The organism is Sutcliffiella horikoshii (assembly GCF_021991925.1).
GTDB lineage: Bacteria > Bacillota > Bacilli > Bacillales > Bacillaceae_I > Sutcliffiella_A > Sutcliffiella_A horikoshii_F.
Window position 1 is genome coordinate 26155 of the sequence record NZ_RXZI01000003.1, and the last position, 26713, is coordinate 52867.

At 42.0% G+C, this 26713-nt stretch carries 28 protein-coding genes and 1 riboswitch; of the genes, 14 read left to right on the forward strand and 14 right to left on the reverse strand.

All coding sequences use genetic code 11. The features are described 5' to 3' along the window. The first annotated feature begins 3 nt into the window (after positions 1–3). Positions 4–1362, forward strand: coding sequence for a metal ABC transporter permease (locus tag EKQ44_RS09755; protein ID WP_237663355.1), 1359 nt, complete (start codon positions 4–6; stop codon positions 1360–1362). Beyond that, on the forward strand, positions 1359–2252 hold the full coding sequence (locus tag EKQ44_RS09760) for a metal ABC transporter permease (RefSeq protein WP_237663356.1): 894 nt from the start codon (positions 1359–1361) through the stop codon (positions 2250–2252). The genes EKQ44_RS09755 and EKQ44_RS09760 overlap by 4 nt, the downstream gene beginning before the upstream one ends. A 79-nt stretch (positions 2253–2331) precedes the next feature. On the opposite strand, the gene EKQ44_RS09765 is transcribed toward EKQ44_RS09760, so the two are convergent. Further along, positions 2332–2493: a DUF1540 domain-containing protein gene (locus EKQ44_RS09765; protein WP_065240314.1), complete on the reverse strand. Its 162-nt coding sequence runs from the start codon at positions 2491–2493 to the stop codon at positions 2332–2334. 181 nt (positions 2494–2674) lie between these two features. On the opposite strand from EKQ44_RS09765, the gene EKQ44_RS09770 reads away from it, so the two are divergent. Beyond that, on the forward strand, positions 2675–2959 hold the full coding sequence (locus tag EKQ44_RS09770) for a DUF2325 domain-containing protein (protein ID WP_237663357.1): 285 nt from the start codon (positions 2675–2677) through the stop codon (positions 2957–2959). A 31-nt stretch (positions 2960–2990) separates the two neighbouring features. Here EKQ44_RS09770 and EKQ44_RS09775 read toward each other — a convergent pair whose 3' ends face one another. Beyond that, on the reverse strand, positions 2991–4019 hold the full coding sequence (locus EKQ44_RS09775; protein ID WP_237663358.1) for a cytochrome d ubiquinol oxidase subunit II: 1029 nt from the start codon (positions 4017–4019) through the stop codon (positions 2991–2993). Between the two features lie 15 nt (positions 4020–4034). Next, positions 4035–5387, reverse strand: a complete 1353-nt coding sequence (locus EKQ44_RS09780) for a cytochrome ubiquinol oxidase subunit I (protein ID WP_237663359.1) — start codon at positions 5385–5387, stop codon at positions 4035–4037. A 241-nt stretch (positions 5388–5628) separates the two neighbouring features. On the opposite strand from EKQ44_RS09780, the gene EKQ44_RS09785 reads away from it, so the two are divergent. Next, a complete protein-coding gene (locus tag EKQ44_RS09785; protein ID WP_237663360.1) occupies positions 5629–6594 on the forward strand; it encodes a CobW family GTP-binding protein in 966 nt (321 codons plus the stop codon). A 106-nt stretch (positions 6595–6700) separates the two neighbouring features. On the opposite strand, the gene EKQ44_RS09790 is transcribed toward EKQ44_RS09785, so the two are convergent. Both EKQ44_RS09790 and EKQ44_RS09795 read right to left on the reverse strand, forming a co-directional pair. Further along, complete coding sequence (locus EKQ44_RS09790) at positions 6701–7912, reverse strand: metal ABC transporter solute-binding protein, Zn/Mn family (RefSeq protein WP_237663361.1); 1212 nt, start codon at positions 7910–7912, stop codon at positions 6701–6703. A gap of 92 nt (positions 7913–8004) precedes the next feature. After that, positions 8005–9189: a GTP-binding protein gene (locus tag EKQ44_RS09795; RefSeq protein WP_237663362.1), complete on the reverse strand. Its 1185-nt coding sequence runs from the start codon at positions 9187–9189 to the stop codon at positions 8005–8007. Positions 9190–9356: 167 nt separating this feature from the next. Here EKQ44_RS09795 and EKQ44_RS09800 point away from each other — a divergent pair, with 167 nt between their 5' ends. Continuing rightward, a complete protein-coding gene (locus EKQ44_RS09800; protein ID WP_237663363.1) occupies positions 9357–9923 on the forward strand; it encodes a beta-class carbonic anhydrase in 567 nt (188 codons plus the stop codon). Here the strand turns inward: EKQ44_RS09800 and yidD are convergent. Further along, the gene (yidD, locus tag EKQ44_RS09805) at positions 9920–10147 is read right to left on the reverse strand and encodes a membrane protein insertion efficiency factor YidD (RefSeq protein ID WP_237663364.1); all 228 of its coding nucleotides are present in this window, start codon (positions 10145–10147) and stop codon (positions 9920–9922) included. The two genes, EKQ44_RS09800 and yidD, sit on opposite strands and share 4 nt — an antisense overlap. 139 nt (positions 10148–10286) lie before the next feature. On the opposite strand from yidD, the gene EKQ44_RS09810 reads away from it, so the two are divergent. Then, on the forward strand, positions 10287–10760 hold the full coding sequence (locus tag EKQ44_RS09810) for an S-ribosylhomocysteine lyase (protein WP_237663365.1): 474 nt from the start codon (positions 10287–10289) through the stop codon (positions 10758–10760). 40 nt (positions 10761–10800) lie between these two features. Here EKQ44_RS09810 and EKQ44_RS09815 read toward each other — a convergent pair whose 3' ends face one another. After that, a complete protein-coding gene (locus EKQ44_RS09815; protein ID WP_237663366.1) occupies positions 10801–11973 on the reverse strand; it encodes an FAD/NAD(P)-binding protein in 1173 nt (390 codons plus the stop codon). Between the two features lie 225 nt (positions 11974–12198). On the opposite strand from EKQ44_RS09815, the gene EKQ44_RS09820 reads away from it, so the two are divergent. Together EKQ44_RS09820 and EKQ44_RS09825 are read left to right on the forward strand one after the other, a co-directional pair. Continuing rightward, positions 12199–13209: a permease gene (locus EKQ44_RS09820; RefSeq protein ID WP_237663367.1), complete on the forward strand. Its 1011-nt coding sequence runs from the start codon at positions 12199–12201 to the stop codon at positions 13207–13209. A 17-nt stretch (positions 13210–13226) separates the two neighbouring features. Further along, entirely contained in the window at positions 13227–14231 is a 1005-nt protein-coding gene (locus EKQ44_RS09825) for a TIGR03943 family putative permease subunit (protein WP_237663368.1), read from the forward strand. 168 nt (positions 14232–14399) lie between these two features. On the opposite strand, the gene ytzI is transcribed toward EKQ44_RS09825, so the two are convergent. After that, positions 14400–14561, reverse strand: coding sequence for a YtzI protein (gene ytzI / locus EKQ44_RS09830; protein WP_237663369.1), 162 nt, complete (start codon positions 14559–14561; stop codon positions 14400–14402). A gap of 161 nt (positions 14562–14722) precedes the next feature. On the opposite strand from ytzI, the gene EKQ44_RS09835 reads away from it, so the two are divergent. After that, the gene (locus tag EKQ44_RS09835; RefSeq protein ID WP_237663370.1) at positions 14723–15163 is read left to right on the forward strand and encodes a Dps family protein; all 441 of its coding nucleotides are present in this window, start codon (positions 14723–14725) and stop codon (positions 15161–15163) included. A 244-nt stretch (positions 15164–15407) separates the two neighbouring features. Here the strand turns inward: EKQ44_RS09835 and EKQ44_RS09840 are convergent, their stop codons facing one another. Next, positions 15408–15644 carry a hypothetical protein gene (locus EKQ44_RS09840; RefSeq protein WP_237663371.1) on the reverse strand — a complete coding sequence of 79 codons (237 nt, stop codon included), beginning with the start codon at positions 15642–15644 and terminating at the stop codon, positions 15408–15410. Between the two features lie 167 nt (positions 15645–15811). On the opposite strand from EKQ44_RS09840, the gene EKQ44_RS09845 reads away from it, so the two are divergent. The 3 genes from EKQ44_RS09845 (at position 15812) to ytkD (ending at position 17181) form a co-directional block, all read left to right on the forward strand. Further along, the gene (locus EKQ44_RS09845) at positions 15812–16210 is read left to right on the forward strand and encodes a phage holin family protein (protein ID WP_237663372.1); all 399 of its coding nucleotides are present in this window, start codon (positions 15812–15814) and stop codon (positions 16208–16210) included. A 73-nt stretch (positions 16211–16283) separates the two neighbouring features. Further along, the gene (locus tag EKQ44_RS09850; protein WP_237663373.1) at positions 16284–16604 is read left to right on the forward strand and encodes a hydrolase; all 321 of its coding nucleotides are present in this window, start codon (positions 16284–16286) and stop codon (positions 16602–16604) included. Positions 16605–16710: 106 nt separating this feature from the next. Further along, positions 16711–17181: an RNA deprotection pyrophosphohydrolase gene (gene ytkD / locus EKQ44_RS09855; protein WP_237663374.1), complete on the forward strand. Its 471-nt coding sequence runs from the start codon at positions 16711–16713 to the stop codon at positions 17179–17181. Positions 17182–17391: 210 nt separating this feature from the next. On the opposite strand, the gene EKQ44_RS09860 is transcribed toward ytkD, so the two are convergent. The 3 genes from EKQ44_RS09860 to EKQ44_RS09870 are packed head-to-tail and all read right to left on the reverse strand — an operon-like array spanning position 17392 to position 19962. Beyond that, entirely contained in the window at positions 17392–18198 is an 807-nt protein-coding gene (locus EKQ44_RS09860; protein WP_237663375.1) for an ABC transporter permease, read from the reverse strand. Next, positions 18176–18955: an ABC transporter ATP-binding protein gene (locus tag EKQ44_RS09865; protein WP_237663376.1), complete on the reverse strand. Its 780-nt coding sequence runs from the start codon at positions 18953–18955 to the stop codon at positions 18176–18178. Before EKQ44_RS09865 ends, EKQ44_RS09860 begins: the two co-directional genes overlap by 23 nt. An 11-nt stretch (positions 18956–18966) precedes the next feature. Then, positions 18967–19962: an ABC transporter substrate-binding protein gene (locus tag EKQ44_RS09870; RefSeq protein ID WP_237663377.1), complete on the reverse strand. Its 996-nt coding sequence runs from the start codon at positions 19960–19962 to the stop codon at positions 18967–18969. A 123-nt stretch (positions 19963–20085) separates the two neighbouring features. On the opposite strand from EKQ44_RS09870, the gene EKQ44_RS09875 reads away from it, so the two are divergent. Further along, positions 20086–20856 carry an alpha/beta hydrolase family protein gene (locus EKQ44_RS09875; RefSeq protein WP_237663821.1) on the forward strand — a complete coding sequence of 257 codons (771 nt, stop codon included), beginning with the start codon at positions 20086–20088 and terminating at the stop codon, positions 20854–20856. Between the two features lie 208 nt (positions 20857–21064). Here the strand turns inward: EKQ44_RS09875 and pckA are convergent, their stop codons facing one another. After that, the gene (pckA, locus tag EKQ44_RS09880) at positions 21065–22651 is read right to left on the reverse strand and encodes a phosphoenolpyruvate carboxykinase (ATP) (RefSeq protein ID WP_237663822.1); all 1587 of its coding nucleotides are present in this window, start codon (positions 22649–22651) and stop codon (positions 21065–21067) included. A 455-nt stretch (positions 22652–23106) separates the two neighbouring features. Beyond that, positions 23107–23271: riboswitch (SAM riboswitch) on the forward strand. Positions 23272–23448: 177 nt separating this feature from the next. Between pckA and metK the strand changes: the two genes are divergently transcribed. Then, positions 23449–24648: a methionine adenosyltransferase gene (gene metK / locus EKQ44_RS09885; RefSeq protein ID WP_148987974.1), complete on the forward strand. Its 1200-nt coding sequence runs from the start codon at positions 23449–23451 to the stop codon at positions 24646–24648. Positions 24649–24719: 71 nt separating this feature from the next. Here metK and abc-f read toward each other — a convergent pair whose 3' ends face one another. Next, complete coding sequence (abc-f, locus tag EKQ44_RS09890) at positions 24720–26606, reverse strand: ribosomal protection-like ABC-F family protein (protein WP_237663378.1); 1887 nt, start codon at positions 26604–26606, stop codon at positions 24720–24722. Positions 26607–26713: the final 107 nt, after the last annotated feature.

Below are 26713 nucleotides of genomic sequence, written 5' to 3' on the forward strand. Positions count from 1 at the left end.
AGTATGGGAACATTTCTATATATGCTACAAGATCCGAATGTACAATGGGTGTTAATCGGGACCATCCTACTTGGAATCGCGAGCGGGGTGCTTGGGAGCTTCGCGCTTTTAAGGAAGCAGAGCCTTTTAGGGGATGCGATGGCACATGCGGCCTTGCCTGGCATCTGTATTGCCTTTCTTATATATGGAGCAAAGTCGATGTCCTGGTTTATGATCGGTGCTGCCATTTCAGGGCTGATAGGAACCTATTGCATTCAGGCGATCATTAAGCATTCAAGAATCAAGGAAGATACTGCAATCGGGCTTGTCCTTTCTGTGTTTTTTGGTTTTGGGATTGTCCTTTTAACATATGTCCAACATCATGGAAAAGGCAACCAGGCTGGTCTTGACTCTTTTATTTTCGGGCAAGCGGCAGCCATCGTCGGGACGGATGTGCAAATTATCAGTGTGATAGCGTTCGTCTTGATATTCATTACCTTTCTTCTTTTCAAAGAACTGAAACTGATTACTTTTGACCCGCAGTTTGCGCAAGGTTTGGGCTTACCGGTGAAATGGCTAAACGGCCTTTTGATGACATTGATTGTAGGGGCGGTTGTCATCGGATTACAGGCGGTTGGGGTCATTTTGATGGCTGCCATGCTGATCACTCCTGCCATCGCTGCAAGGTACTGGACAGAGCGGCTTGATTATATGGTTATTTTGGCAGGACTTGTTGGTGGAATATCGGGCGTGGTCGGGACGTTATTAAGTACCCTTTCAAGGGGAATGCCAACAGGGCCACTAATCATTATGGCTGCGACCATCCTTTTTATCATATCCCTTTTATTTGGAACCAAAAAAGGGCTGCTGCCGAAGTTCTTGAAGCAGTGGAGAGTGAAAAGGTTGGTTACAAGGGAGAATATCCTTTCCAGTCTGTATGAACTGACAGAAGCGAGACTGAAAAGCTCGGAAGGAAGAGAGATGGGGAGCTTTTCCTATCATCAGATCACGGAGGTTCGTCCCATTACTTCCACCAATTATCTTTCGGTGATAAAAGGGTTGAAGAGGGAAGGCGCAATTAAAGAGATGGAAGACAAGCAAGTTGTGCTGACAGAACTAGGGCTGGAACTGGCCCATGATATAGTGTTGAAAAATAGGTTGCTGGATATGTATCTTATGTTTGAAAGTAAGTTTCCTGTATCGGAATGGAGAGAAGGAAGCATGGATCTGTTGGAGGGGCCTAAAGAAATCCTAGATGAACTGAAGGCGTTACTCAGGGATTTTGGCAGGGAACCCAATGGCTTATTTTTGTATAGGAAAAAGAAAAGTCTGGGTCCAGCTGGCTTTCATTCCACGATGAAAGGAAGTGAAGGACGGTTATGAGTTATGAAGGCTGGATTATCCTCACTGGATCACTTGTTGGAATAACTTGTGGGATTACCGGTTGTTTCCTTATACTGAGACGCATGGCGATGCTTGCGGACGCCATAAGCCATACGGTGTTGCTTGGAATAGTGGGAGCATATTTGGTATCGAGTAGCCTAGAAGGGATCTATATGTTTGTTGGCGCACTGATTGTTGGGTTGTTGACGGCATTCTTCGTTCAGCTACTTCATTCATCAGGTGTCCAATCCGATGCAGCCATCGGAGTAGTATTCACTTCCCTCTTTGCATTGGGTGTCATCCTTCTTTCCTTATATGCGGGACGTATCCATTTGGATGTAGACCATGCCTTGATGGGCGAAATTGCATTTGTGCCATGGGACACCCTCGTGCTGGGTGGGATGGAACTTGGTCCAAAAGCGGTCTGGATGTTGGGCACGGTTTTGGTGATTAACCTGGCAATCATCATCTTCTTTTATAAGGAATTGAAAATTTGTGCGTTTGATCCGGAGATGGCCCTTGCGATTGGAATCCCGGTCATGTTTATGCACTATTTATTGATGGGGATGCTTTCCATTACGACGGTTGCTTCCTTTGACAGTGTGGGAGCCATCCTGGTGGTTGCGATGCTGATTGCACCAGGGGCCAGCGCCTACTTATTGACAGATAAACTGAGTGTCATGCTTGGTTTGAGTGCGCTTATAGGTATTGCATCTGCGGTTCTTGGCTATTATGCTGCATATTTGTTTAATGTGTCCATATCGGGTTCAATGGCTTCCATGGCAGGGATTTTGTTCGTTTTGACATTTTTCTTATCCCCAAAACATGGGTTGGTCATGAAATGGTTTTTTAGAAGGAATTTATCGAGAGAAAGCAGTGGTATTCAGTAAGATTTATTAAGAAACATTGAAAAGCCCAAGAGCTACCTGCCACGTAGCTCTTGGGTTTCTTTTTTTTACATCTACCTAATTAATGGGCAGGTTTAAATGTTTTGCAATCAGTGTCTTTTGTATCATGGGCCGTATTGCCTTTATGGCTCACTACATAAATAGCGTCTGCCTGGCAACGATTTCCTTGGCCCCAGTAGTTACAGTTTTCAACCTCACATAACACTTCAACGTCTCTTGCCATCTTTTATGTCCTCCCTTTTTGTACAGAAGATACTTTCTTAATATTGACCAGAGAAAACTTTTCATACTTAGTTTTAAAAAATAGGTATAATTTCAAAAGTTATTGACAAAGAGAATCATTCTCAATTATTATAATGGTAACAAAAGAGAATCGTTCTCAATTAAAGAAAGGATGAATGGAAATGGCTTCATTAATGGTAGTTGGTGCAGATCACTTAGGGAATATCCACGAGAAACTGTTAACTCAAGGGTTTGAAGATGTTTTACATATTGATGGAAGAAAAGTGCAAGTGGTAAAAAGATCAATACCAGAGCATATTGATATCATTCTGGTACTGACAGATTATATCAATCATAATCTGGCCAAGGTGATCAAGCAAAAAGCGAAAGAAAGTAACAAGCCAGTCTTTTATTGCAAGAGATCGTGGAGTTCCATACATAAGGTGCTTGGGAATATTCGAAAATGAAGAAGCCAGTAGACATTTATGTCCACTAGCCTTAATTTTCACTCTTAATATACCTTTCATCTTTCATGAACAGTCTCCAAAAGTAGATGAATCCTGGAAAAAGAATGACGAATCCGATGATATAGGTGATGAAAAGTGCCCGGAAGGAAGCTGGGTCTGTAAAAGCATTCTGGATAGTTACATTGGGATAAATGATGTATGGTAAATGTGCCCTCCCGTATGCATAACTTGCAAGTGCATACTGAAAGAAAGCCGATACCACACCGAGACGCGGGAGGCCAGTCCATCCATTCTTTCCAGGTAGAACCAAGGCGACACCTGTCACAACAAACATCGCAGCCGAAAGGAATAACCAGACCAGATAATCCATCATTCCATTAAAAAGCCAGGTTGCCTCATAGCGCATGGTAATCATGATCAGGAGGGCGCCAAGCAAAGAAACAGGTCCGAGGATGAGCGCGTCTCTTCGGTAAATTTCGTAGGCATGCTTATCTTTTGCCACCTTTGAAAAATCCGCCAATAGAAGGGAGGAAAGGAACAGCGTACTGCTTATTGCAAAAAGAATAAAAGAAAGGGCGTGAGGACTCGTCAGCAAACGTCCGAGCATCAAAGTATCAACCCCATCTATGTTGTCCACAAATCCCCCATGTGTAATCGGTAATACCAGGATCAGAAAAGCCGGAATGATAAAACCGCTGATTCCTGAAACATACGTCAACGGTTTGTGGTAGTCATCCACAATGTGTGAGAAGACAAGAAATCCACTTCGAACAGCAAGCAATAAAAGAATGATGCTGCCCGGTATCAGAAGTACCGTGCCGAGCGTGTAGGCGGCGCTTGGGAAAAAACTGTAGATGGCCACTACTACAGCGACGACAAAGACATTTGTCACTTCCCAGGTTGGGGAAAGATACCTGTTAGCAATGTTGGTCGCATTGGTCTTCTCATTCTTTATATAGAGCATGGACCAGAATCCTGCCCCAAAATCCATCGTTGCCATTACCGCATAAATGAAGATGAATCCCCATAGGACGGTAATTGCCAATATCACATCTGTCATGCAGGTAAACCTCCCTTAGGCCTGGACCCCAGTAGGTGATGGGGGGATTTCATCAAGCTCATCCTCAATCGGATGGCGTTTGAAGTAGTAGCGTAAAACAAGAACTACTGCAGTTCCCAGTAAAACATAAATCCCTGCAAATGCTAAAAATAAAGCTGCAAGGTTCTGGTTGCCCGTTACAGCATCCTCTGTTAACATGACGCGATAGATGACCCATGGCTGTCTTCCTGTACAAGCAAATATCCAACCGAATTCTATGGCCAATACAGCCAAAGGCCCTGCTGCAACAAATAGCCACATCATCCATTTTGGAAAAGTACGTTTCTTCAAGATCTTGCTCCAAAAGAATCCGACCAAGGAGAGCAGTATTAATAATGAACCGATTCCAACCATCGCATTGAAAAGCGTGTGGACAAATAATGGTGGCCAATATTCCTCAGGGAAATCATCCAATCCCACTACCACCGTATCAAAGCGGTCATCCGCCAAAAAGCTCAACGCCCAGGGGATTTCAACGCCCCATTTCACTTCTTTTGTTTCCCGATCAGTGAATCCGCCGATGGCAAGGGGTGCATGGGATTGTGTTTCAAAAAGTCCTTCAGCCGCAGCAAGCTTTTCCGGCTGGTATTGATGCAATAGCTGAGCGGATTCATGCCCGTTGATTGCTGTCATGAACGAGAAGATTCCTCCTACCACAAGTCCCATAATCAACGCCTTGCGGTGAAATTTATACACTCGCTCATTGTGTTTGTTTCTTAACATTTTATAGGCAGCCACAGAAGCAATAACAAATGCACCTGTCATAAAAGCAGAAACGGCGACATGTGCGGCCGTCACGACAAAACTCGGGTTGAAAAATGCCGCCCAAGGATCCACGTCGACAATCTGTCCATTTTCGATCCGGAATCCTGCTGGTGTCCCTTCAAAGGCATGTACATTTGTGATCAACACTGCTGAAGCCGCAGCCCCGATGGTAACAAGCGTCACGCTGAATATTCTCATCCAGGGGGATATCCTATCCGCTGCATAGACGTAGATGGAGATAAATAATGCTTCGATGAAAAAAGCATAGATTTCAATCTGAAATGGAAGGGCCATAACCTTTCCAATGACCTCCATGAACCCGGGCCATAAAAGGGAAAGCTGTACGCCTGCGATGGTACCGGTTGGAATGGCCACTCCAAGTAGCACTGCTTTTGCTTTTGTCCATCTTTTCGCCATGATGGCATACTCGCGGTTCTGCGTTTTTTGATACATCAATTCCGCTATCAAGATCATCAACGGTATACCCACCCCAAGTGTGGCAAAAATGATATGAAATCCCATAGTGGTCCCAAACAATGATCTTGCAATAACTACATCATCCATATGGCTACGTCCCTTCACGCTGGTTTATATGGTTATGGTCCACATTTTTCCACTTATTATGCATATTTTGCTAAAAGAAATGCCCCTTTTAACAGGAAGCACCATATTGCTTGAAGGAACAAAGATTAAGCTATAAAATTAAAAGCGTAATGGTTACGATTTGTATTCCGATTTTATTTACTTTTAAAGCAATTGTATAATGGGTAGTAGGATAATAGGATGAACGATAGGAGTGTATATAATGACCAAAAGGATACCTGTTTATGTTATCAGTGGATTTTTGGGGAGCGGGAAAACGACCGTACTCTTACATATGTTGAATCACTTTAAAAACGAGGGGATGAAACCTGGAATCATCCTCAATGAACTTGGGGATGAAAATGTAGAGGATCATCTTTTTAAAGGGGAGAAGGTGGTGGAATTACTGAATGGATGCATCTGTTGCACCATTCAAGATGATCTGAAGTCTACGCTTGATCAATATTTGGGTGAAAAGGTGGACGTGTTAATTATTGAAGGAACGGGTGTTGCGAACCCCCTTGAAATTAAAGATGTCTTATTAACACCAATCTATATGGAGCATTTTGAGTTGCAGTCGATGATAAGTCTTGTGGATGCAAGTCATTATCTTGAGTATCAGAGCTTTTTCAGCAGTTCCAAAGAAATACGTGGCTTGTTGAAAGAACAAGTCACATCTGCCCATCTTTTGGTGTTGAATAAAATGGATCTTGTTTCGGAGAGGGAGCTCATTAAAGTGGAGTCAAAGCTCGCCGATGAGTTAGAGGACCATGTACCGGTCTATCGGACGAGCCATGGTGAGGTGCCATTGGAAATACTGTTGGAAAAGCGAATGCAGATGAAAGAAGTGGGAGAGGGGAAGGTCAGAGGACATGATCATAGCCATGGCGGCCACCATCACCACCATCATCACCACCACATTGAAGCGGTAAAAGTAACCTATTCAGAGCCGATTAACCGTATTGTATTGGAAAAGCAATTAAAGAAACTATCTAAACAGGTGGTGAGGGCCAAAGGTATCGTCCGGCTAGATGAAACTCCTGGATTATATGAATTCCAATATGCCGCTTCTACTTTTGTGCTTAATAGGATTGATAATACTGAAGTTAAGCCTTCTATTATTTTGATAGGAAAAGAAATTGATGAACGGAAAGTGGAAAAGTTTTGTGAGGCATTGAGGGGAGAATAGGTTAGTGTGCTGCTTCTAAGGTGGGTTTGTCGCCTTGGAGGTAGCTTTTTTAATGGAGTGCACAAAAAAACCAGGAAGCCCTTAGGCCACCTGGTTTCTTATGTGATTAATTCAACGCCTTCTTCAACGTCTCTAGATTCTGACGCATCAAGCTGAAGTAATCTTCCTCGTTATTAATATCTTCTTCTGTCAATGCCTCTAAATTATGAAGTACCAGTGCTTCAGCCTTTATCTCATTCTTCACGACTTCAGCAATTTTGCCACTGATGTTCTGATCAAAGATGACATATTGGATTTCATTCTCTTTTGCAGTATCGATGATTTCTGTCAGTTGTTTTTGAGAAGGCTCTTGAGTTGGAGATAAGCCAGTCACGCTAATCTGTTCCAATCCGTAGCGGTGCTCCCAATAACCGTATGCTGCATGGGAAACTAATATTTTGTTCGTGTTTGCAGTATCGACTGTTTCCTTGAATTCTGCATCTAATTCTTCAAGGTCGGCTTTCAGTGTTTCAAAATTTGCCTCAAAGTCCTCTTTTGCTTCAGGCTTTAATTCCACAAGCGCATTTTTAATATTTTCAGCAAGTGAAATGGATAGAGTAGGATCTAACCATACATGCGGGTCTCCATCAGAGTGGTCGTGTCCCTCGTGTCCATCTTCCTCATGCTCATGGTCATGATCGTCCTCGTGAGCTTCTTCTTCATGCTCGTGATCATGGTCGTCGCCATGAGCTTCTTCTTCATGCTCGTGATCGTGGTCGTCGCCATGAGCTTCTTCTTCATGCTCGTGATCGTGGTCGTCGCCATGAGCTTCTTCCTCATGCTCGTGATCGTGGTCGTCGCCATGGGCTTCTTCCTCATTCTCGTGATCATGATCGTCGCCGTGAGCTTCTTCTTCATGCTCGTGATCATGGTCGTCATTGTGAGCTTCTTCCTCATGATCGTGATCATCCTCACCACGAAGCTCAATTCCATGACCAGCCGCAACAACCTTTACGTCCTCGTTTTCCAAAACGCCTTTTGCCTTATCAGCAAATCCTTCCGCTCCAACTCCTGAGTAGATGAAAGCATCAGCTGAAGCCATTTCGCTCATGGTTCTTGTAGAAGGTTCAAAAGTATGGGCATCGGCACCAGGTGGGTATACGGAAGTCACTTCAACATGTTCACCACCAATTTTCTTTGTAAAGTCCTCCAAAGGGAAGATGGTCGTATAGACATTTAGCTTTTCGCTGCCGTCAGAAGCCTGGTTATTTGAATTACATCCAACAAGGAATGTAAAAACTACTAACATCATTGCGATAAAAATAGATTTAGTTTTCATTGTTTTCTCCTCTCTTTTTGTATCCCACCACATTATATCGTAACAATTACGATTTGAGAACAAAAAAGACAAATGTTATAAAATTTTTACAATTAGTCTACGATAAAAGCAGGTACGGGATCTGCGAGGTTGGACCAGTCCCCATTCATTTCTTTTTCTGTCAGGAGACAAGTGTCCAATGAGCGTTCAATTTGCTTTTGGTCCATTTCCATGCCGATGAATACAAGTTCTGTCATTCTATCTCCATATGTTTCGTCCCATCTTTCCAGCAATTCTGGTTCTTCTTCTAATGTTAGCTTTTTCTCCTCTTCGCTGTAGCTTGCAACCCATTCTCCAGCACCTTGAATCATAATGGATGCACCAGCTTGCGAAATCAACCCTGCCATATCATTTCTTGAAGCAAGCCAGAAGAAGCCTTTCGCACGGACGATATTTCCAGGCCAGTTATCGAGCCAGTTCTTAAACCGTTCTGGGTGAAATGGTTTCTTGCGGCGGTATACGAAGGAGGATATTCCATATTCTTCGGTTTCAGGGGTGTGCTCTTCGTTCAATTCCTTGATCCAACCAGCAGCTTGGCTTGCTTTTTCAAAATCGAACAGCCCTGTATTTAATATGGACGTTAGCTCTACTTCACTATTAACCGTTTTAATAATCTTGGCATCTGGATTTAATTTTCTTAACAGCGCCTCCAATTCAACTACGTACCGGGAATCTAGTAGGTCTGTTTTGTTTAATAAAAGGATGTCTGCAAATTCAATTTGATCAATTAAAAGGTCAGAGATTTCACGGATATCCGATTCGTCCGTTCCCTGTTTTCGATCTAGGAGGCTTTCTCCGGATTGATAGTCATCATAGAAGCGGAATCCATCTACTACAGTAATCATCGCATCCAAGCGGCACTTTTCTGTGAGGTCAATCTCAAATTCCTCATCTAAGTAAGTAAAGGTTTGGGCAACAGGAATTGGTTCACTTATTCCGGAGGACTCGATAACGATATAGTCGATGTTGCCTTCATCAACAAGGCGCTCTACTTCCTTCATTAGGTCTTCTCTCAAAGTACAGCAGATACAGCCGTTTTGCATTTCTACCAACTTTTCTTCAGTTCTTGAGAATCCCCCTTGTTGGATCAGTGCCGCATCCACATTTACTTCACTCATATCGTTAACGATTACCGCAATTTTCAACCCTTCTCTATTTGATAAGATATGATTTAACAGTGTTGTTTTTCCTGCACCAAGGTAACCGCTTAGTACCGTTACAGGTATCTTCTTTTTCATAAAATATAAACTTCCCTTCTTATTTAAAGCGTAATCTTTACGATTTACATATAAAATAGTACTAAAAACCTAAAAAGAAAACAAGCTATTTTTATTGTCATTTTGTTTTGAGTTTGTCATATTGAAAGAAGGGAATCTAAACTATTATTCAGAAAGAGGTTAAAAAGATGAAATTACTGGATGAAATTTTAGAACATAATTCGGATTTTGTGGAAAAAGAGGAGTATATTCAATACCAAACCACCAAATTTCCTGATAAAAAATTAGTGGTTTTATCATGCATGGATACAAGACTGATGGACCTTTTGCCAAAAGCGATGAACCTAAAGCATGGGGATATGAAAATCGTAAAGAATGCCGGAGCGATTGTATCTCACCCATTTGGAAGTATCATGAGAAGTATATTGGTGGCAGTGTTTGAGCTTAATGCAGATGAAGTATTGGTTGTTGGTCATCACGATTGCGGAATGGGGAAAATCAATCCTGAAGGCATGCGAGAAAAGATGGAAGCAAGGGGAATTACGAAAGAAACGATTGATGACTTGAAATATGCAGGCATTGATGTGAAAGGTTTCCTAAAAGGTTTTGATAGCGTGGAGGAAAGTGTACGTGAAAGTGTAGATATGATTGCCAACCATCCTTTGATGGCAGAGGGAGTACCTGTGCATGGACTGGTCATTGACCCACACACAGGAAAACTGGATCTTGTTGTTAACGGATACGAGCATCGTTAAGCTTTTTCTTTCTTTTCCGGTACATGATCAATGCCGCCTGGATGAAACGGGTGGCATTTAAATATTCTTTTTATTGTAAGCCATCCGCCCTTGATTGCTCCAAAGCGCTCAATCGCTTCCATTCCATAATGGGAACACGTCGGATAAAAACGGCAGGTTGGTGGAGTTAATGGGGAAATGAATTTTCGATAAAAACGTATTATGGATAAAAAGATGTGTTTCATATACTGTCACCTCAAGTAAATTATAATCGAAAATGTGGGAAACCAGAAATTTATTAAATTCGTATAAATCAGATGAATTTAATTGGGATTAAATCTGTGTTATACTGTAAATAACTTTTAATAAAGGGAGAGTGCAATTATGCCTTCAGTAGAAAGTTTTGAACTAGATCATAATGCGGTTAAAGCTCCTTATGTTCGTCATTGTGGAGTACACAAAGTAGGAACAGACGGTGTTGTCAATAAATATGATATTCGCTTTTGCCAGCCAAACAAACAGGCGATGAAGCCAGATGCCATTCACACACTGGAGCACTTATTGGCATTTAATATCCGTACACATGCGGAAAAGTATAGCCATTTTGATATCATCGATATTTCTCCAATGGGCTGCCAAACTGGCTACTATTTAGTGGTAAGCGGCGAACCAACAGTAGATGAAATTGTCGACTTGATGGAAGACACGTTAAAAGATGCAGTTCAGATCGTAGAAATTCCGGCTGCCAATGAAAAGCAGTGCGGTCAGGCAAAGCTTCACGATCTTGAAGGTGCAAAAAGATTGATGAAATTCTGGTTAGAGCAGGATAAAGAAGATTTGAAAAAAGTATTTGAATAAAAGGGAAAGGATGACTCATTTTGAGTCATCCTTCTTTAATTTAAATGGAAGATATGATGTTGGCAGCCACTCTTGCTCCGGAGATATTACGTGCAATAGGACCGACTTCCAGTTCTGCCAGAGCGCCACTTACAAAAAGATTTGGAGCCCATTCTAGCATGTTGTTAACGATAGGATAGCCGCACTTTGCACACGGAAGGTTCTCTTGTTTGATGACAGGCTCTAGCCATTCTCTGCCAGGAAGCCCTTGTTCAAATCCTGTTGCCAGCAGAATGGTCCCCCCTATTATTGATTCTCCATTGTCTAAAAACAGCTCTACCTTGTTAGGTTGAACCTTATAATCTTTGACCGTTCCATCCTCTATTTTCAATTTTTCAGTTCGGACTAAATGGCTAAGTCTGTTCCTCAATTCTGAGGGGATAGAGCCTTTATGCCTTGCTGCTCTTATGGTTTTACGCCTTTTTTCATAGTCTTTTATTTGGACAAAAGGCTGACGCCTTTTAGGACCGAGCCATTCTGGATTGCTGTCAAAATCATGGACTCTGAATGGATGACGTTTTAGCATAGTCACTTCACCCGGGAACAAGGAAGCCAGTTTGATAGCTAAGTGGGTGGCGGTAATACCTCCACCTATTATAATAAATGGTGCTATCATACTCTCCAAAAGTGGTAGGTCTTTGTCAAACACGTGATACAAAGAGTTAGGATGATCCTGTTTTAGGTCCTTGGACCAATCCGGAAGGTGTAATTGGTCACTTATTCCAATGGCTATCACTACCTTTTCCGTTTCTAATACCTCACCGCTTTGCAGGTGCACCCTCCAATACCCATCCTTCTTTTCGATATTCTTCACTTTAGAAGCCACATAAGACTGTGGGATATCTAATTCTTCCATCAGATGATCACAATGGTCATTGAACATTTCCAATGATGGCCTTTTATATCTCCCGTAAAAATCGGTGTTTGGATGATACTTATGTTCCTTTTTAGAAAAAGACTGCAAGCTGAATGGTTCTGTATCAATGTGATGAACCGAAGGCGATCTCAAGTGAGGCATGGAAATGGAGGATGTACACCTTTTCCAATTATCCAAAGGATTTGGATTTGGATCAATAATTCGCAACTGATTAGTGGAAGTCTTCTTCTTTTTAAGTAAAAAGGAAGCTACTGTTATTCCTTGAATTCCTCCACCAACAATAACCCATTTAAGCATAGGAAACACTCCTCATTTTGTGAAAATAGTAATTATTACGATTTATAATATTACATATAGTATAGTAAGATGCATCAGGAATCAAGATGTAAAAGAGGGATTGCCTTCCCAAACTTTTCTATCATATCTTTAATAGATTAGACATATATTGCTAGTATCAAAGGTGAAGCAATGAAAGATTGATATGTTATAATACAAAATAGAAAATATGATAGGAGTAGAAGTATGAGGACAAGCAATAGTCTTTTGAAGGATTTGGTCGGTCTTGCTTTGATAGGGGTATTCCTGTATCTGTTCTTCTTTGTTGATTTTAAGGAGATTCCTCTGGATATTCCAAGTTCATGGCTGAACGTTAATACGATATTTCTTAGTATTGTCATAGAAGCAATTCCGTTTATTTTACTTGGAGTTTTCGCCTCTGCACTTATCCAGACATTCGTGTCAGAGGAAACAATAAAAAAGTTCCTTCCGAAAAATGCATTTGCTGCGATCATTCCTGCAGCAATCCTAGGTGCCATCTTTCCTATATGTGAATGTGCGATCATTCCTGTAGTGCGAAGGCTGATCAAGAAGGGGATGCCTCTACATGTTGGGGTGGTCCTGCTAGTGGGTGCACCAATACTGAACCCGGTAGTTGTCGCATCTACATACTTCGCGTTTAATGGAGATCCGACCATTCTATATGGCCGTTTTGGACTTGCTTTTGTATTATGTATTGTCATTGGTTTATTGATGTTGTTGCTTTTTGATAATAAGAACCAATTACGCTGGACAAAAAGTGAGCTGCAGGGCAGACAGGACGTTGAATTGGAGCAGCCTGTACTACAGCAAAACAAATGGAAAGCGACGTTCTATCATGCAAGTGATGAGTTTTTTGATATGGGGAAATACTTGATTGCTGGTGCGTTCATAGCGAGTTTATTCCAGACATTCCTTGATCGCAGTATCCTGCTTGCACTAGGGCAAAATGACGTATTGTCTCCTGCTGTGATGATGGCATTTGCCTATGTGTTGTCACTTTGTTCTGAGGCTGATGCTTTTGTTGCTGCTTCGTTCGGGACAACCTTTACCACTGGATCGTTACTTGCGTTCATGATCTATGGTCCGATGTTGGATTTAAAGAATACGTTTATGTTATTTGCTTACTTCCGTACTAAATTTGTACTAGTGTTTATGGTTGTGGTGACTGTGGTGGTATTTGCGAGCATACTTATTTTCCAACAGCTGGTGCTGTAAGGAGAGGATGACGACATATGGAAAATAATCGAGACTATGGGTTCCATATTTATCTACGTGGAATCATTCTATTAGGATTTACTCTCTTGTTTTTTAAGCTTTTGGTGACAGGTGATATTACGAATTTCATCGCTCCCCGAATGATGCCGTTCATGTATTTTGCTGCGGGGACGCTATTTATATTGGGTATTGTGCAGATATGGCGGAGCGGTTCCAAGAATAAAGATGAATTGGTGTGTAATTGTGGATTTGACCATGGGGAGTCCTCCACCCCGATCCAATCCATTTTGATTTATTCCATGTTCGTGTTGCCTGTTGTGACAGGTTTTATGTTTCCTGATAACATTCTGGATAGTTCCATCATTGATAAGCGGGGGTTTACAAGTTCCAAGCAGATTGTGGAGCAACGCCAGCAGGCAGGTGCATTTGACGGTCCGGCAGGTGGTTCTGATGAAGGCGGAAATACGGGGGAATCTGAAACATCCAGGGCGGAAGCCTATTTGGATGATCCAGAAGGATATATGGAAGATCAAGAGAATCAACAACCCACCATTGATGAGCAGTTAGCGGATGCACCTCTGGAGCACCCGGATGGCTTTGAACTGCAAGAGCCACCTGAGGGTTATTATGAGGAATTGAAGGCTGAAATGCTTGAGATGGATACGATTGTGGTCGATGAGGACAGATATATTCCGATGATGAACATCATTGATATGAGCATCAAAGAGTTTGTTGGTAAAAAAATTGAGATGGTAGGGTTTGTGTATCGCGAAGCCGACTTTTCAGAAAACCAGTTTGTCGTAGCTCGTTTTGGCCTATCTTGTTGTGTGGCCGATGCAAGTGTATATGGAACATTATCTACTATGAGTGGTGCAGGGGATCTAGAAAATGATGATTGGGTGAAAGTAAGTGGAACGTTGACGACAACCCAATACAACAATTGGACGCTCCCATACGTCGAAGTAGACACCCTGGAGAAAGTCGAACAACCCGATTCCCCTTACATCTATGAATACTACTAACCCTTAAGCTTAAAAAAAAGAAAAGCATGTGAAGAAAAATACGAAATAACTGTTAATAAAAGTAAAATAAATATTAATAAAAGATCCCCCTGAGCAGACGGTGCTCAGGGGGTTTCGACGTTCGGAGCGAAATTCCTTTAGGGGTCTGACCCCTTTTTGAAATTTATTTTACTTTTTCTCGTCTTTGGCGGGGCGGTTTTCGGTTTGTGTTGTTTCTCGGTCGACGGGGTCTATGGTGTGTTCGTATTTGTATGCTTTGTTGGTGGAGAGCAGGGTCAGAAATAGCACGACGAATACGATGATGATGCAGATAATCAAGATGGTCATCATTTGATGGTAATCCTCCTTTTATAGAATTGGCTTTTCTTATTCTATCACTAAAGTGGAGGTTAATAAAAAGCTTTCCAAAGAGGCATAAGTCACTTGTTTAAGGAGACGCTAAAGGGGGTAAATAATGTATATAAATTGCTTTGTCAATAGGAGGTTTTTTAATGTCTAATCAATTAACGGAAGTAGTAAATAAGCAGGTAGCTAACTGGAGTGTCCTTTTTATTAAATTACATAATTACCATTGGTTTGTTAAAGGTCCTGAGTTCTTCACACTTCATGAAAAGTTTGAGCAGTTGTATGGAGAGGCGGCGACCCATATCGACGAGCTGGCAGAAAGATTGTTGGCAATAGAAGGGACTCCGGTTGGAACAATGAAGGAGATCCTTGAAATTTCTACTATAAATGAAGCGGAAGGAAAAGAGTCTGCTGAGCAGATGGTCCAATCCATCGCGAATGACTTCTCTACCCTTATTGATGAGTTAAAAGAAGGCATGGAGATTGCAGACCAGGCCGGAGATGAGACTACTGGGGACATGCTACTTGCCATTCACCAGAGTGTGGAAAAACATAATTGGATGTTGCATGCATTCTTAGGAAAATAATGAAAAAGCCCGAAACCCTGAAGAAATTCTTTGGGTTCGGGCTTTTTTTCATAAGGCTGTTTTCGTAAACTTTGTTGCTTTTTCGTATAATTACACAGGCCGTTATTTTCCTTATTATCGTGCTCTTTACCTTGTTACTATAAACTACTTGCGATTTTCAGGAGTAAGTGAGCAGTAAAAAATCCAATTACCGACTGTTTAAGATAGCAACAATCTTTGAGAAAAGAGCCTATCATTATAACCGTTAATGGAGTAATCCACTATCTCCGTATTCCCCCTTTATCAGAAACTCTTTCACTTGCTCCATCACCAACTGAGCTACCACTAGGTGAAGCTCCTCATCTGATAATTCGTTAAGAAGATCTAAGCATTGTTCCCTTGTGAAGCTGTTTACAATCGCATAGGCGACTGCATCAATATCTTCGTCTTCTCTGATCCATTTTTTATGGTACTTATTTATGAACGTTTCAAAGGTTTTCATTAAACTATCTCCTCTAGTAAAGTAATAGTTAGTTTTCACGATTTTCTTCTGTTCATACAAAAAACTCTACTAACTCGTAACCGGAAGCTAGCAGATTGCATATTATGCTGTAAGGAATCAGTTAGTTTATGGTCAGAAATAAAAATTGAGTTGAATGGGGAGTTGTTATGGACAAGTACAGTTTGATGTATTTGGGTGCAGTTTCTATATTCGGCTACATTGCTTCGCTTTTGTACGGTGGTTTCAGTATGCTTTTAATATTTTTGATTGCTTTTGTCATCGTAGATTATGTGACGGGAATTTTGGCCGCCTATGTAGAAAAACGCTTATCGAGTCGGGTAGGTTTCAAGGGAATAGCGCAAAAGGTTTTCATTTTTGCCCTGGTGAGCATTGCCCATGTGGTGGATACGATTTTGGGTACGGGTATGATAAAAGATGTTACGATTTTATTTTATTTAGTGAATGAGTTCCTTTCTATCATGGAAAATGCATCTCGCATGGGAGTGCCAATACCCAAAATGTTAAAGAAGATAATTGAAGCAATCAAGAAAAAAGCGGACTCTTAACAAGGTGACTTGGAAGAATAAAGCGCGGAGTTTGAGTGAAAATAAGAGAAGACACTGGAAAGGGTGAAAGTATATGGAGCGAAAAACATATTATATTTCTCTTGCAGAAGGATCTATTTCACAAGTGAGCACCGCAACCCCTTGGGATTATCAAATTCAGGCTAATGATGAAGAGATCACACAATTACGAGAGATCTTTGATCAGAACTATTCTTCCGATTGGCAAGGCTTTTGGAGAGCGCACATTCCGTTTGTGCAATACCATTACGACCGGGAAAATGATGCTTACGACAACGGATTGCAACACGCTTTTAAGATGATTTATGAGCTTGGGGATGATGAAACGAAGGCCCATATAAAGAACCAAGGGCTGATGGATGATTTAATGGAATAGAATTTTTTTTATGAATGATGGTCTAAATGGGGTACTTGACTCTCACATTTTCGATGCTACTATGATAAGATAAATAAGAAAAAAGAGATATTGGAGTTTCGATAGTATGTATGAGTTTGAAGATATTTATAACAACCGAGTGATGTTATCCTTTGAAGACCATCCTTTTTCTCGAGACCCCAAACACGTCTGGGTTATTTGCCGATATGAGGACCAGTGGTTGTTGACCAGCCATAAAAACCGTGGATTGGAATTCCCAGGCGGAAAAGTAGAGGTTGGGGAAACTGCAGCTCAGGGAGCAATCAGGGAAGTGAAGGAAGAAACAGGCGGGCATGTGGCCCAGTTGCAATACATAGGGCAATATAAAGTGGATGGAAGAGAGAAAATCATTATCAAAAATGTTTACTTTGCCATCATCGATAAGCTTGTAAAGCAGAATACATATTTTGAAACAAATGGACCTGTCTTATTGAGGCAGATTCCCGGAAATGTCAAAAAAGATAATCGATTCAGTTTTATAATGAAAGATGATGTGCTGACACATAGTTTGGAGAAAATTAAAAAGCTGTTTTCGTAAACTTTTTTGCTTTTCCTAATGATAAGTTAGCTGTTATATCCCTTACTATCGTGCTCTTTTCCCAGCTGTAATGACTGGCCTGCATGTTAGTTTAGAGAATTTGTGTGGCAAAAATCCAATTGCCGGCCTCTTCCAAGAAAATAGCAAGAACTTCTGACAAAAGCGAGCAACCCCATATAACTGGGGTTGCTCTTTACAATTTTGTGACAGTTAAGTGTGCTTCACCAATTTTCTCTCCAAATACTCCACCAGCTGGTACATGATGGTGGCAAATACGGCGATGATCAGCAGGCTCAACAGCACCAGGGTGAAGTTGAACACTTGGAAGCCATAGATGATCATATAACCTAGCCCTTTGGAACTGACCAGGAACTCTCCGACAATGACCCCTACCCATGCGAGGCCGACGTTCACCTTCAAGGTGGAAATGATGGTGGGATAGGAGGCGGGAAGCACGGCTTGGTGGAAGAGCTGTGCACGGGTCGCCCCAAAGGTCTTCAGTACCTTCAGGTAGTTGGTATCCACTTCTTTAAAGGCGGTGTAGACCACAATGGTGGTAATGATCACCGAGATGATGGCTCCCATTGTGATGATGGACCCCATATTAGGTCCAATGGCAACAATCAAAATAGGTCCCAGCGCTACTTTCGGCATCGCATTGAGGATGACCAGGTAAGGCTCGAGCACTCTTGAAATCATCGGCGACCACCATAAGATTGCTGCCATAATGGTACCGATGAGTGTACCAAGGATAAATCCAAATATGGTTTCTGTAACGGTGATACTGATATTGGAAAGCAGTGTACCGTCCCGAATTTTATCTATAAAAAGATTCCAGATCCGGCTTGGATAACTGAACAACAGTGGATTGATCCAGCTGTTTTTTCCGGCCATTTCCCATGAAGCGAAGAATACGACGAAAATGATTAATTGATATAATCTTACTTTATAAGTCACTTTTTTTCTTTGCTTTAGGAATTCAGCATGAAGGAGGTCAATGTTCGCTTTCTTGTTCAAGTTGCTCCAGCTCCTTCCAGATCTTTTGGAACAAGGAGGAGAAATCCGTGTGCTGCCTTGCTTCAAATGGGACCATCTTTCTCAATTCTTCTGGTACAATGAACGTTTTTGCCAAACGGCCAGGATTGGCTTTTAACAGGAATATCCGGTCACTCATGGCAATGGCTTCCCCAATATCATGGGTGACAAGCAACGCAGTTTTTTTAAAGGACTTGAGTGTGGAAAAAACAAGGTCCTCGAGCTTTAATTTTGTTTGGTAATCAAGGGCAGAAAAAGGTTCATCAAGTAGAAGGAGCGCCGGGTCTGTAGCAAGTGTCCGGACAAGTGCGGCCCGTTGCCTCATCCCACCTGAAAGCTGGGAAGGATATAGTTTTTCCACATCAGGAAGTCCCATATCTTTTAATAACTGCAATGTTTTCACTATGTTATTCTGGGAACGTTTATTTGATATTTTCAAACCAAGGAGTACGTTTTCTTCAATTGTTTTCCAAGGAAAGAGGTAATCCTGTTGGAGCATATAGCCTATATCAGCAATGCAGTCCTTTGAAGGTTTTCCTCCAAGCAGAACCTTGCCCTCTGTCGGTTTAAGCAAGCCTGCAATGATGGAGAGCAGTGTCGTTTTCCCACAGCCGCTAGGGCCGAGGAAGGAGATGAACTCCCCCTCCTCGATTGTGATGGAAATGTCCTCTAAGACCTTTGTGGCCCGTTCTGGTGTAAAATAAATATGCTCAATGTTATTGATTGATAATAAACTCATCGTTCATCATCCTATTCTTCCATTACCTCTTCTGCAATGGTGGTATTGACCAGTGTGCCATGCTCTACATATTTAGGTAGCTCACCGGCTTCTTGCATAATGTTCTGCAGGTTCTCCCACTCCTCTTGGTCAAGGATTGGGTCAGTGGCGAAAGAGCCTTGACTCTTATAGCGATCTATTACGGTTTCAATCAATTCCACCGATGTATCCTCAAAATATGGGAGGATGACTTTGGCTGTTTCGGAGGCTGGATTATTTTCCACCCATTGCTGTGCTTTGTAGAGGGCACGGGTGAACTTTTCAGCTGCTTCTGCATTCTCTTTTAAATAGCTTTCTTTGGCCATGAATGTCGTATATGGAAGGTGGCCTGACTCTTCCCCAAAAGAAGCGACGATATAACCAATACCTTCGGCTTCGAAAATACTAGCCTGTGGTTCGAACAGCTGCACGAATTCTCCTGTTCCTGAAGCGAAGGCACTAGGAATATTTGCGAAGTCAACATTTTGGATGAGATTTAAATCATTCTGTGGATCAATACCATGTTTTTTTAGAACAAATTCGCCAGCCATTTGTGGCATCCCACCTTTGCGCTGACCAAGGAATGTACTGCCTTTTAAATCGTCCCACGAAAAGGTTTCAAGCTTTTCTCTGGACACTAAAAATGTTCCATCTGTCTGTGTTAGCTGGGCAAAGTTGATGATGGGGTCATTTGAGCCTTGCGCATACACATAAATGGATGTCTCCGAACCTACCAATGCCACATCCGCACCGTCAGCCAATAATGTGGTCATCGTTTTATCCCCACCCCAAGTTGTGGTAAGTTCCACTTCAAGTCCTTCTTCTTCAAAAAAACCTTTTTCAATCGCAACATATTGGGGAGCATAAAATATAGAACGGGTAACTTCGGCAATCCGGACCTTTTCTGTTTTGCCACCACCACAAGCTGCAAGGGTAACGATTAAAACAAAAGTCAATAAAATACTTGATGCTATTCGTAAACCTTTCATGTCCAACCTCCTCAGAAATTTTGGGCATATACTTTGTATGTTTTTATAGATTAGCGTATGATTTGGGCTAAATATGTGTGAATGCCTAGTGCGTAAAAGGGGGGCAATATTTTGCAAGACGGGATGATTGTGGAAAAGACTCCATTTCCATCACCCAGTCCGCATATCCATGTTTTTTCGGTAACCTATTATAGCGGTGGATTGAAAGTGAAGGGGTTACTTGCCGAACCGAAAGCGGAAGGGAAGTACGATGGATTTCTATATTTAAGGGGCGGAATCAAAAATGTCGGACAGGTCCGGGTTGGTAGGATCGTTCAGTTCGCCTCGGAAGGGTTTGTGGTGATGGCACCTTTTTACCGTGGAAATCAAGGTGGGGAGGGAAATGAGGACTTTGCCGGGGATGACAGGGAGGATGCGTTTTTTGCGTATAAAGTATTGGCGGGTCTAAAAAAAGTGAAGGCTGACAGCATTCATGTGTTCGGTTTCTCACGTGGGGGCGTCATGGCTCTTATGACAGGAATAGAGTTTCCTGAAGTGTGTTCAGTTGTCTCCTGGGGCGGGGTGTCTGATATGTTTCTCACCTACGAGGAGAGAGTGGATTTGCGCCGCATGATGAAACGTGTGATAGGAGGAACGCCAAATAAGTATCCGGAGCGATATGAATGGAGGACGCCTTTACTGGAGCTTGATAGATTGGAGGCTCCAATCTTGATTATCCATGGGGAGCGGGACAAGAACGTTTCCATTGAGCACTCCTATCGACTAGAAAGGTGCGCGAAGGAGATGGGGAAGAAGGTGGAGGCGTGGTATTATCCTGAGTACACGCACTATTTTCCGCCACGCGAGAACCGGAGGATTGTGGAGCGGTTGACGAGGTGGATGAAAGAACAGTAGTGAGTGGTGCGGATGTGGCCCTCAATGGACAAAGAGGGGGTTTCTATATGCATGAATATGCTCTGAAAATAAAGAACGGTCAAAGAACGGCTCTAAAAGCCCAAACGTCTATTTAACAATAGGAAGCAGTCAAATAGAAAGTTTCGAATAACCTAAAAAGCCAACCAAGGTTCTCACAACCTTGGTTGGCTTTAAGTATTTACAACTATTAAACCGTAGGTCCGCCCATATCAAGGACTTCGGCAGGTACATTTTCAAATTTTTTGAAGTTTGCTTTGAACTTTCCTGCAAGCTCGCGGGCAAACTGATCGTATTTTTCTTCGTCATGCCAAGTTTTCTTCGGTTGCAACACTTCATCAGGTACACCTGGAACATGCACAGGGATGGAGACCCCGAAGTAAGGATCCTTCTCCACTTCTACATTTGTCAGGTCGCCTTCAAGTGCCGCCTGTACCATCGCTCTTGTGTAAGAAAGCTTCATGCGGCTTCCAACGCCATATTCTCCACCAGTCCAGCCTGTGTTGACAAGGTAAACCTGTACATTGTGCTCATCAATCTTCTTACCGAGCATCTCTGCATACGTTGTGGCAGGAAGCGGCAGGAACGGTGATCCGAAGCAAGTCGAGAATGTTGCTTGTGGTGAAGTGATTCCGCGCTCTGTACCTGCAAGCTTACTTGTATAACCGCTTAAGAAATGGAACATAGCCTGTTCTTTAGAAAGCTTGGAGATTGGAGGCAATACGCCAGTTGCATCAGCTGTCAAAAAGACGATCGTTGTCGGGTGGCCAGCGATGCTAGGTTGGACGATATTTTCCATGGCATCCAAGGAATAAGCTGCACGCGTGTTTTCCGTTAGTGTAGAGTTATCATAGTCGGCAACTCTGGATTGCCCATCAATGACTACATTCTCTAACACAGATCCGAAACGGATTGCATCGAAGATTTGTGGTTCTTTTTCATGTGTCAGGCCGATGCATTTTGCATAGCAGCCACCCTCGATATTGAATACACCAGTGTTGGACCAGCCGTGCTCGTCGTCTCCGATCAGTTTGCGGTTTGGATCGGCAGATAGAGTTGTTTTACCTGTTCCTGATAGACCGAAGAATAAGGCTACATCGCCTTCGCGGCCTACATTTGCAGAGCAGTGCATCGGCATGATGCCGTTTTCCGGTAAAAGATAGTTCATAACGGAGAAGATGGACTTTTTCATTTCTCCAGCATATTCCGTACCACCGATAAGAACGACGCGTTTGCTGAAGGAAATGATGATGAATGCTTCTGAGTTGGTTCCATCCACAGCTGGATCAGCCTTGAAGTTTGGTGCAGAAACAATGCTGAAGGCGGTTTCATGTTTGGCCAACTGCTCTTCGTTTGGTTTGATGAATAGTTGTTGAGCAAAAAGGTTGTGCCATGCAAACTCATTAATCACTTGGATTGGTAACTGATATTTCTCATCAGCTCCGGCAAACCCTTTAAAAACAAAAATCTCTTCTTTATTTTCTAAGTATGTCAGTACTTTATTATATAAGCGGTCAAATACGTCTTCTGAGATAGGGCTGTTTACACTTCCCCAATCGATTTTATCTTTACTTGACTCTTCTTCCACAATAAATTTATCTTTAGGGGAGCGACCCGTGTATTTTCCAGTGGTTGCGAGCACAGCACCTGTAGAGGTCAAGCAGCCTTCGTTACGGTTTAATACTTTTTCCACCAATTGTGGAACAGAAAGCTGTACATGTGTGTTACTTCCGTAAATTAATTTTGTTAACCCATTATCGATCCCAACCGTTTTCATCATGGATAACTCTCCTTCAATTTGAATTAATAATTATTTTTGTTTTTTCTCATCTGTTAAAAAGTATAACACATTTAATCTAATAGTCCATACTAATTAGCTTATTTTATGAAAATTAATGTGAATTCGTTAATATTTTGTGAAAAAACAGGCTTATCCCAGTGGAAAAGCTAAGAGTTAATATGTAAAGTAGACCAAAAAATTGAAAGCGTTACCAATTCTCGCCTAAAACAAGGGGGGACGAGCCCGATTCCCTCTACCATTATAAACCCTGTTCCCCATAAGTAAAAGAGAATGATGGATCAATTTCTCATGGGCTTAAAATATCAGTATAAACAAAGAAAAAGCGATAATAATAAGGAAGCAATTATTTCCTGTAAATCGATGTCGAATTATTTCTCTTTTTTGTTGACATAAAAGGTTTTAGTACGCTAATATAGAACCTTGAACGGATACTCTTATTCCGAGCTGGTGGAGGGACAGGCCCTATGAAACCCAGCAACCTGCTCAAAGGATGAGCGAGCGCGAAAAAGCACGCCGCTGTTTTATTAGGCCAAGTTTTTGGTCGCTTGAGAAAAGGTGCTAAACCTGAGCAAGGCTATGACCTTGACCGATAAGAGTGAAAGGCTAATTCTCGACATCAAACCTTTCCTCAATTTTGTGGGAAGGTTTTTTCTATTTTTACACAAGATAACATAGAACATCACAATAGGAACTGAGATCCGTATCAAATATAACTGTTGTACGTGAAGAGAAGTCAAACGCTTTTCATAAACAAAAAGGAGGAACTTTTTTTAATGACTAAACAACGTCGTTTATTTACTTCTGAGTCCGTAACGGAAGGGCACCCGGATAAAATTTGTGACCAAATTTCCGATTCTATCCTGGACGCGATCCTAACTAATGACCCGAATGCACGTGTAGCGTGTGAAACATCCGTTACTACTGGATTGGTATTAGTAGCTGGAGAAATTACAACTTCCACTTATGTAGATATTCCTAAGATTGTTCGTGAAACAATCCAAGGCATCGGTTATACTCGTGCAAAATACGGTTTTGATGCGGAAACTTGTGCTGTACTTACTTCCATCGATGAGCAGTCTGCTGACATCGCAATGGGTGTTGACCAAGCGCTAGAAGCTCGTGAAGGTCAAATGTCAGATGCAGAAATCGAAGCAATTGGAGCGGGTGACCAAGGTCTAATGTTTGGTTTCGCTTGCAATGAAACAAAAGAATTAATGCCTTTACCTATTTCTCTAGCGCACAAGCTTTCCCGCCGCTTAACAGAAGTAAGAAAAGATGAGGTTCTTCCTTACTTACGTCCAGATGGTAAAACGCAAGTGACAGTAGAATATGATGAGAACGACCAACCAGTTCGCATTGATACAATTGTAATCTCTACTCAACATCACCCAGAGGTTTCCTTGGAGCGTATCCAACGGAACATCAAGGAATACGTAATCAAGCCGGTAGTTCCTGCTGAATTGATTGACGAGAATACAAAGTACTTCATCAACCCAACTGGCCGTTTCGTAATCGGTGGGCCACAAGGGGATGCAGGTCTTACAGGACGTAAGATCATCGTTGACACTTACGGTGGATACGCTCGCCACGGTGGTGGAGCATTCTCCGGTAAAGATGCAACAAAAGTAGACCGTTCTGGTGCATATGCAGCACGCTATGTAGCTAAAAACATCGTCGCAAGTGGACTTGCTGACAAGTGTGAAGTGCAATTGGCTTATGCGATCGGTGTTGCTCAACCAGTGTCTATCGCAGTGGATACTTTCGGAACTGGTAAAGTTTCTGAAGAGAAATTGGTTGAATTGGTTCGCAATAACTTCGACCTTCGTCCAGCTGGAATCATTAAAATGCTAGACCTTCGTCGTCCTATCTACAAGCAAACTGCAGCTTACGGCCACTTCGGACGTAATGATCTGGATCTTCCTTGGGAGCAAACAGACAAAGCAGATGCATTGAAAGAGCAAGCGAACGCTTAATATAGGCAATAAGAAAAACCGCCCGCGAATAAGGCTCTCTAAGAGCTATATTCTAGGGCGGTTTTTTAGTTCTAAAGGATTTCTTCTAATGTTACATATAAGGAATCTCTTTTGGATTCTAAAAGGGTGAGTTCATCTTGCAGTCTTTGAAGAGTTTGTAGATCTTCTTCATTGCTCATTTGAGCTTCTAACTCAACTATTTCTGTTTCCAGATCCTCTAAGTCCTTTTCTATTTCCTCGAAGCTTTTATTTTTAGTTGTGTTTGGAGGTAGGTGCTCTTTCTTCTTCTGGGTTTGTATGAAGTCAGGAAGGTTTACTACCTTTTTCCTCTCCAACTCCTCCCGCTTTCCACGGGCATATTGATAATTTCCCTCAAAAGTGACGAGCCTTCCATCTTCTAACCAGCATGTTTTCTCAAAATATTTATTCAAGAAAAACCGATCATGGGAGACGGCTAGGATGGTGCCATCAAAGTCTTCTAATGCCTCTTCAAGAACTTCTCTTGAATCGATATCGAGGTGGTTGGTCGGCTCATCCAATATCAGCAAATTGATATCTTGGTGCATTAGCTGGGCCAGACGTAGCCGCATTTTCTCCCCGCCACTTAAATTCTCTACTTTCTTGAATACAGAAGGTCCGTAGAACAAGAATTTCGCCAACACATGCCTTGCTTGTTCCAATGTGATGGAAATGTCTTCACGGAATGCTTCAATCAACGTTTGATTTGGATTGCTAGCTTCGATATGCTGAGAAAGATAACCTACTTTTACGTTACTGCCAAGTTTCACTAATCCACTATCCGCATCCAGTTTTCCGAGCAACATCTTTAACAGAGAAGATTTACCCGTCCCATTCTGACCGACAATTGCTGCCCTTTCTCTAAAATAAATTGCCAGGTCAATGTCTTTGAAAAGATCTTTCTTACCAAATGATTTATGGACCTTTTCCAATATTACTACATCTTTTCCGCTACGATCTGTGGCATCAAATTGAAGTCCCATTGCCTTCCGCTCAAGGATGGGACGTTTTATTTTTTCCATTCTATTTAATGCCTTTTCCATGCTTTTCGCGCGGCGATGCATGGCCGCATTTGGAGGATTACTTTGATTCGCCCATTCTTTTAGGCGCTTGATTGCCTCTTTCATTTTCTTGATTTTTTTCTGTTGTTCTTGATACGCGGAGAATTCCAACAGCAATCTCTCTTCTTTTTCCTTTAGGAAACCACTGTAGTTGGTATGATAAGTGTGAATCTCCCCGTCCTCTAAATCTATAATTTTAGTTGCTACCTCATCTAGGAAATAACGATCATGTGAGATGGCAACAACTGTCCCATCATACTCTTTTAAATATTGCTCCAGCCACTCTACTGAAAATATATCAAGATGGTTGGTCGGTTCATCAAGAAGAAGCAGGTCGGGGTTTTGTAATAAAATAAACCCAAGACAAATTTTTGTTTGCTCTCCGCCACTCAAGCTTGGAAATGGCTGTGAGAGCAAATGGGTGATCTTCAGCCCATTTGCAATTCGCTGGATGGAGGCGTCCATCTCGTATCCTCCCATAAAACCAAACCGTTCTTGAAGTACGCCGTATTCATTCATTATCTTGTTCAATTTGCTCTCTTCAGCAACCACCGTCATCTGCTCCTCCAATACCCGAAGCTTATGTTGCAAATCCACTATCTCCTGAAAAGCAGAGCGCAATACATCTTCTCCCGTTGTCCCTTCAGGAAAGGAAGGAATTTGGGCAAGGTAGCCAATCTTAGTACCTTTTCTTATATGAATGGCTCCTTTATCAGGGGCTTCCAAACTGCTTATCAGTTGAAAGAGTGTCGTCTTTCCACTTCCGTTTCTTCCCACAAGTCCAATGCGGTCATTAGCCTGGATTTCCATTGAAACACCCTCAAAAATCATCGTTCCTGCAAAGCTTTTACTTATATTGTTTAATGTACATATCATCATGTTAATTTCACTCCTTCAGAATTTAAACGCACCAAAAAAACCATGAGTAAGAAGAAGCCTTCTTTCCCATGGTTTATTTTTGAAACAGGTGGTGTACACCTAGTGTG